The organism is Bailinhaonella thermotolerans (assembly GCF_003594875.1).
Classification (GTDB): domain Bacteria; phylum Actinomycetota; class Actinomycetes; order Streptosporangiales; family Streptosporangiaceae; genus Bailinhaonella; species Bailinhaonella thermotolerans.
Genome location: NZ_QZEY01000043.1, coordinates 1 through 6,034 on the forward strand (window position 1 = coordinate 1; position 6,034 = coordinate 6,034).

5 protein-coding genes are annotated in these 6,034 nt (G+C 73.0%); 2 read left to right on the forward strand and 3 right to left on the reverse strand.

Translation table 11 applies throughout. From position 1 onward, the window contains the following. Nucleotides 1-168 precede the first annotated feature (168 nt). The 3 genes from D5H75_RS40610 to D5H75_RS40620 form a co-directional block, all read right to left on the reverse strand. Nucleotides 169-1,434, reverse strand: coding sequence for an MFS transporter (locus D5H75_RS40610; protein ID WP_119931971.1), 1,266 nt, complete (start codon nt 1,432-1,434; stop codon nt 169-171). Next, nucleotides 1,431-2,291: an alpha/beta hydrolase gene (locus tag D5H75_RS40615; protein ID WP_202639003.1), complete on the reverse strand. Its 861-nt coding sequence runs from the start codon at nt 2,289-2,291 to the stop codon at nt 1,431-1,433. The genes D5H75_RS40610 and D5H75_RS40615 overlap by 4 nt, the downstream gene beginning before the upstream one ends. Before the next feature lie 256 nt (nt 2,292-2,547). Further along, on the reverse strand, nt 2,548-3,456 hold the full coding sequence (locus D5H75_RS40620) for an SDR family NAD(P)-dependent oxidoreductase (RefSeq protein ID WP_242454799.1): 909 nt from the start codon (nt 3,454-3,456) through the stop codon (nt 2,548-2,550). A gap of 238 nt (nt 3,457-3,694) precedes the next feature. On the opposite strand from D5H75_RS40620, the gene D5H75_RS40625 reads away from it, so the two are divergent. After that, nucleotides 3,695-4,291: a TetR/AcrR family transcriptional regulator gene (locus tag D5H75_RS40625; protein WP_119931974.1), complete on the forward strand. Its 597-nt coding sequence runs from the start codon at nt 3,695-3,697 to the stop codon at nt 4,289-4,291. Between the two features lie 363 nt (nt 4,292-4,654). Next, entirely contained in the window at nt 4,655-5,575 is a 921-nt protein-coding gene (locus tag D5H75_RS40630; RefSeq protein ID WP_202639004.1) for a serine protein kinase RIO, read from the forward strand. Nucleotides 5,576-6,034 lie beyond the last annotated feature (459 nt).

Genomic DNA, 6,034 nt, shown 5'->3' on the forward strand with positions numbered 1-6,034 from the left:
CGCCATCACCATCGCCAGCCTGATCATGTGGCTCAACCAAGAACCACAAAACACGCCCTAGCCGCCGTACGCCTGCGGGCCGTACGCCTGCGGGCCGTACGCCTGCGGGCCGTACGCCTCCCGGCGAACGGGACCGCCCCGCCGGAAGGCGTACGGCGGGGCGGGGTGTCAGGGGGTGTGCTGCGGGAGGGGCGCCGGGGCGGGGGCGCGCAGGCGCCGCCAGAGGATGAACGCGCACACGGTGGCCGCCAGCACGGGGACCGTGGTGAGCAGGACGATGTCCCGGCCCGGCAGGGACAGGCCGAGCAGGATGCCGCCGACGCCCGGGCCGACGATCGAGCCTGCGCGGCCCAGGGCGGCCGCCCAGCCCACCCCGGTGGTGCGCGTCTCGGCGGGATAGACGGCCACCGCCATCGTGAGCTGCCCGATCTGGCACGCCACCAGCCCCAGCCCGGTGCCGCCGAGCACGATCAGCAGCGGCCCGTCGGAGAGGTCGGCCTTGGCGGCCACCAGCGCGCACACCGCGCCCACGACCGGCATGACGCACAGGGCGGGCGCGATGCCGACGCGGGAGGCCAGCGAGATCAGCACGATCCCGCCGATGATGCCGCCGAAGCTGAAGAACGCCAGGCCCAGCGGGGCCTGCGAGGCCGAGAAGCCGTAGTCGATCATCAGCGTGGGCACCCAGGACTGCAGGGTGTAGGCCGAGACGAAGACCAGGAAGGAGAAGACCCAGATCACCGCGGTGTTCACGCGGATCCCGGGCCGGAACAGCGCGCCGACCCGCTCACCGCCCCGCGCCCCCGCCTCGGCGGGCCCGCCGGGCACGGCCGCAACGGTGGGCACGGCCGGAGTGGCGGGCATCCGCCACGCCATCACGGCGGCCAGCGCCAGCGGCGCCAGGCCCGCCACCCAGAACACCCCGGCCGGGCCGATCGCCTCGATCATGCGCCCGCCGAAGAAGCCCCCCAGCGTGCCGCCGGAGGCCAGGCCCAGCGTCACCGTGACCGAGACCAGCTCCCGCCGCCGCGCGGGGCTGTGCCGGGTGGCCAGCGCCACCGCCGCGGGCAGGACGGCGCCGAGCCCGAGACCGGTCAGCACCCGGGTGACGCTCAGCAGGGTGAGCGACTGCGCGGGCAGGGTCAGCGCGGTGAGCAGCGTGCCGGCGGCGAAGAACACCACCCCGCCGATCAGCGTCGCCCGCAGTCCGGCCCGGGCCGACAACGGCCCGGACACCAGGTAGCCCGCGACGACGCCGATGTTGGTCAGCACCAGCGGGAGGGTGAACGCCGCGCCGGGCACCTGCCATTCGGCCGCGAGCGCCGGGACGGAGAAGGCCAGCGCGGCCGCGTCGAAGCCGTCGAGCAGGACCGCCAGGAAGCCCAGGGCGACGGCGGACCACAGGACGCGGTCCGGCTCGCGCACGCCGCTCACGCCCGGCCTCCGCCGAAGACGACGGCGCGCGCCGCGGCGAACAGGGGCGAGGCGGGGTCGCCGAAGGCGGTGCCGCTGCCGACGTGGTCGGTGTCGGGGAGGGCGACGGTGACCGGGGCGTGCCCGGCCTTCTCCAGCGCCCCGGCCAGGAGCAGGCCCTGGCGGCGGAAGAAGCCGTCGTCGTCGGCCTTGCGGTTGGGCTCGGGGTCGCCGAAGGAGACGACGACGCCGGGCGGCGCGTGCGTGATCCGGGCGCCGGGGTTGAGCCGCGCGGCCTCGGGGGCGTCCCCGGCCAGGTCGACGGGCGCGCTCATGCACACCGCGCCGACCACGCCCGGGAGCGGGGCGGGCCCCGCCCAGTCCGTCATCGTGGCCATCGCGGTCAGGTGCGCCCCGGCCGAGTGCCCGGCCACCGTGATCCGGCCCGGGTCGCCGCCGTGACCGGGCGCGGCCTCGGCGGCCCAGCGCACCGCGCGGACGGCGTCGTCCACCGCGTCGGCGATGGTGTGATCGGGGGCGAGCCGGTAGCCGCAGGAGATGAACACCGCGCCGGCCTCGGCCCACGCCGCGGCGAGGTGGTCGTAGAAGGCGGGGTGGCCCTCGCGCCAGCGCCCGCCGTGGAAGTAGACGATGACCGGGTGGCCCTCGCCCCGCACGGGCCGGTAGACGTCGGCGAGCTGGGCCGGGTCGGGGCCGTACTTGAGGTCGACGGCGTGCGGGAACCGCGCCCGGACCTCGGCCCGGCGGCGCAGGGCCTCGTCGTAGAAGCCCTTCCAGTCCGGGTGGTAGTCGCCGGGGTTGCGGTAGGTGAAGTACTGCGTGGGATCGGCCGGGCGGACCGCGTGAGGGTGGACCAACGTCGCTCCTTCAGAGGAGATCCTGCGAAGGTGCGGCGGGTGAGTTGAGGGCTTCGGCCGCACTCCGCGTTTGCCGCCAAAGCCTTGTCTATACAGGTCAGTAGGGCCAATGCCGTTCTCGCCCAGCGCTATCACCATTCGGACATAGCGGAACATACCGCAGCGCCGGATACGCCCCGCCCCCGGCGCGCCAGGTCAAGCGCCTCGCGAGGCGGCCCCGGACCGTCGGACCGGACCGGGCCCGCCCTCGCCCCGATCAGGGCTGGGCGGCGGCGAGGACGTCCGCGCTCAGCCGGGCGCACAGGTCCCACACGGCGCGCTGGCCGCGTTCGTCCAGCGCGCTCGCCGGCAACGGCCTGCGGCGGCACCGGGCGTCGAAGTAGGCGCCGCTCACGCCCTCCGCCTCCGGGCTCGCGGCCGCGTGGACGCTCGAACGCGCCGACCGGGTCAGATCCGAGAAGAAGAGCGGGGCGACGACCTTCAGGACCAGCGGCGCGATCGGCCGGTACAGCCTCGGGAAGGCGGCGACCGGGATCGACCGGTTCATCGGCGTGTAGCCGTGACCGGGGTAGACCACGTTGACCGCCACCCCGTCGCCCCGCAGTTCCCCGGCGAGCCGGGCCGTCAGCGCCATCGTCATGGTCTTGGTGTGGTTGTAGTGGCTGAACCTCCACCCGAGGAAGCGGCGCTCGCCCAGCAGGTTGCCGGGTTCGATCGGGCCGCCGGGGATGCCGCCGGTCACGTTGACGACCCTGGCGCGACCGGCGCGCCGCAGCCGGGGCAGGAGCAGGTGGGTGAGGGTGAAGGGCGCCAGGACGTGCGCGGCGAACATCTTCTCCACGCCGTCGGCGGTCAGCTCCCGGCGGGGCAGGCTCACGCCCACGTTGTTGACCAGGACGTCCAGCGCGTCGCAGCGCTCGGCAACCTGAGAGCCGAGCCGCGCCAGGCCGTCGAGGCCGGTGACGTCGGCGGTCAGCGCGCTCACCCGGTCGTGCCCGGCGCTGCGCCGGACGTCCCCCACGGCTCGCCGCGCCCGGCCGGGATCGGTCCCCACCAGGATGACGGAGGCCCCCCGCACGGCCAGGCCACGGGCGGTCTCCAGGCCGATCCCCCCGGTACTGCCGGTGATCAGGGCGGTCTTCCCCGTCATGTCGTCGTGTCTCATCCGCGCTCTCCCAGGTCTGATCGGTACGGCGCCGCCCGGTCGGCCGGGCGGGTCATCGAGACGGCACGGGCACGGCATCGGCGCGAGGCCGGCGCTCTCGCGTCCTGGCGTGGAGGCGTCGCGGAACCCCGGGTGCCTCGCCCGCCCCACCGAAGTGGATATGCCATATCCGCTTATGTCGGGCAGCGTAACACGAAGCGGATACGATGTGTCCAGTTAGCGGAACGGACGGGATGCCATGAGCCAGGAGAGACCGGCGCTGCGCCGCGACGCCGAGCACAACCGGCGGCGCACGCTGGAGGCGGCGCGGGAGGTGTTCGCCGCGCGCGGGCTGCAGGCCACGCTCAACGACGTCGCCCACCACGCCGGGCTCGGCGTCGGCACCGTCTACCGGCGGTTTCCCAACAAGGAGGCCCTCGCCGAGGTCGTCTACGCCGGCCGGCTCGAGGACATCCACGCCGCCGCCCGGGCCGCCCTGGAAGGGCCCGACGCGTACCAGGCGCTGAAGGCCGTACTCGAACACGTCATGGAACAGGCCGCGGCCGACCGCGGCCTGCGCGAGCTGATCCGGCGGGGCGCGGGTGACAGCGAGCCGATCGCCCGCGCCCGCCAGGGCATCGTGGAGTCCTGCGGCCGCCTCATCGCCCGCGCCCGCGAGCAGGGCGCGATCCGGGACGACATCACCGTGGCCGACCTCGCGCCCATCGTCACCATGATCGACTCGGTGCTGGACCTGCCCTCCGCCGGTCCCGTCCAGGCCTGGCGACGCTACCTCGCGCTCATCCTCGACGGCCTGCGGACCGGCCCGGAGCGTCCAGCCCGGCGCCCGTCATAGCGCGCACCGCCGGCGTCCGCCCCGGGGCCGCGCACCCCCGGAGGGAGCCCTGGCGAGCCGGCCGCCAAGGATTGGACGGGCGGACGCCCGGCCTGGACCTCGCGGGTGACCGTGACACCGGCTCAGGAGGTGAGGCCCAGGAACTTCGCATCGCGATGGGGCTCCCGCCGTAGGCATAAGGATCATGGCAGGAGCACGGTCCCGGCGCCGGTAAATACGTTGCGGGGTCCAGAACGGGCGGGGCATGCTGGGGCGATCGAGCGGCGGAGAGCGCTGCCTGGACTAAGGAGGGCCGACGGATGACCATCACTGCGCTGCGGCATGTCCGCATCAGTCCCACCTCTTTGTTCAGGAGCACACCCGTTGTCTTTCGAGTACGAACCCTCTGATATCCACTCCGATCTCCGCTCCCCCCGGTCCGAATTCACCGCTGACGGGTCCCAGCCAGATCCGGCCGCGGCCTTCGTCTTCGAGTTCCATTCGGTCGACGAGGAGCTGGGCCCGGGTCAGCGGTGGTCCACCTGGCTGGAGGTCGAGCGCGGTTCTCGCGGCCCGGAACCCCGCCCCTCGTGGGTCGTGACGGAACAGGCCGCGATCGACACCGAGCTCGGCGTCCTCAAAACCGGCAAGGAAGCCGACGTCTTCCTGCTCGAACGGGCCGTCGAAGCCATCGGCGACAACCCGGCGAAGTCCTCGCTGCTGGCCGCGAAACGGTACCGCACGGAGGAGCACCGGTCCTTCCACCGCAGCGCGTCGTACGTCGAAGGCCGCCATACCCGCAACAGCCGCGACCGCCGGGCGATGGCGAAGAAGACCTCACACGGCCGCGGTGTCGCGGCCGGTCAGTGGGCCTACGCCGAATGGGAGGCCCTCAACCGGTTGTGGAAGGCCGGCGTCCCGGTGCCGTATCCCGTGCAGGTGGACGGCACCGAGTTGCTGATGGAGTTCATCGACGACGGCGAGGGCGGTGCCGCGCCCCGGCTCGCCCAGGTCCGGCCGTCGAAGGAACTGCTCGGCGTGTATTTCGAGCAGCTCCGCAACGGCATGCGGGAACTGGCCCGCGCGGGACTCGCGCACGGCGACCTCTCGCCGTACAACGTCCTCGCGCAGGACGAGCGGATCGTGATGATCGACCTGCCCCAGGTCGTCGACATCGTCGGCAACCCGAAGGGCATGGACTTCCTGATGCGCGACTGCCACAACATGGCCACCTGGTTCACGAACCGCGGGCTCGAGATCGACGAACAGGAGCTGTTCGCCGACCTGCTCACGATGGTGTTCTGAGCGCCTTATGCACGACACCACACTCGGACACCGGCAGGTCTCTCCGGAACCCACAGCGGTGCGGCGACGTCGGTGACGACCAGTGGCCGACCGAGACCGTGGGCGAGGGGCCGGTGACAGCCTTCGGCCCGCACCTGGACCGCGCCGCCTGGATCACTCTCCTCCGGGCGAACTGATCAGTGCCCTGAAGGCCACTGGCTCTCATTCCAGCTCGGGGCCCCGTCGCCTCCCCCTCGCCGGCTCCGCACAGTGTTCCGGCCTCCTCACGCTGCGTCACGTCCCGGCGATGCCTCTATTGCTGCACGGCATTGCCTCAGGCGAGTGGCTCCGTGGTATCCGGCCACGGAGCCTTCGCGAAAACCCGTTGGCGGGCCATGGCGGCCGCTGCTACCTTTTTGGAGGCCGTGCAGGAGAACGAGGAGGTGGTACCCGTGAACGCAGTATCGACATGGGTGCTCC

What these genes read in the sequence shown, in the direction of transcription:
- D5H75_RS40620 (WP_242454799.1), bottom strand. Translation starts at nt 3,456, where the DNA reads ATGAGACACGACGACATGACGGGGAAGACCGCCCTGATCACCGGCAGT.
- D5H75_RS40625 (WP_119931974.1), top strand. Translation starts at nt 3,695, where the DNA reads ATGAGCCAGGAGAGACCGGCGCTGCGCCGCGACGCCGAGCACAACCGG.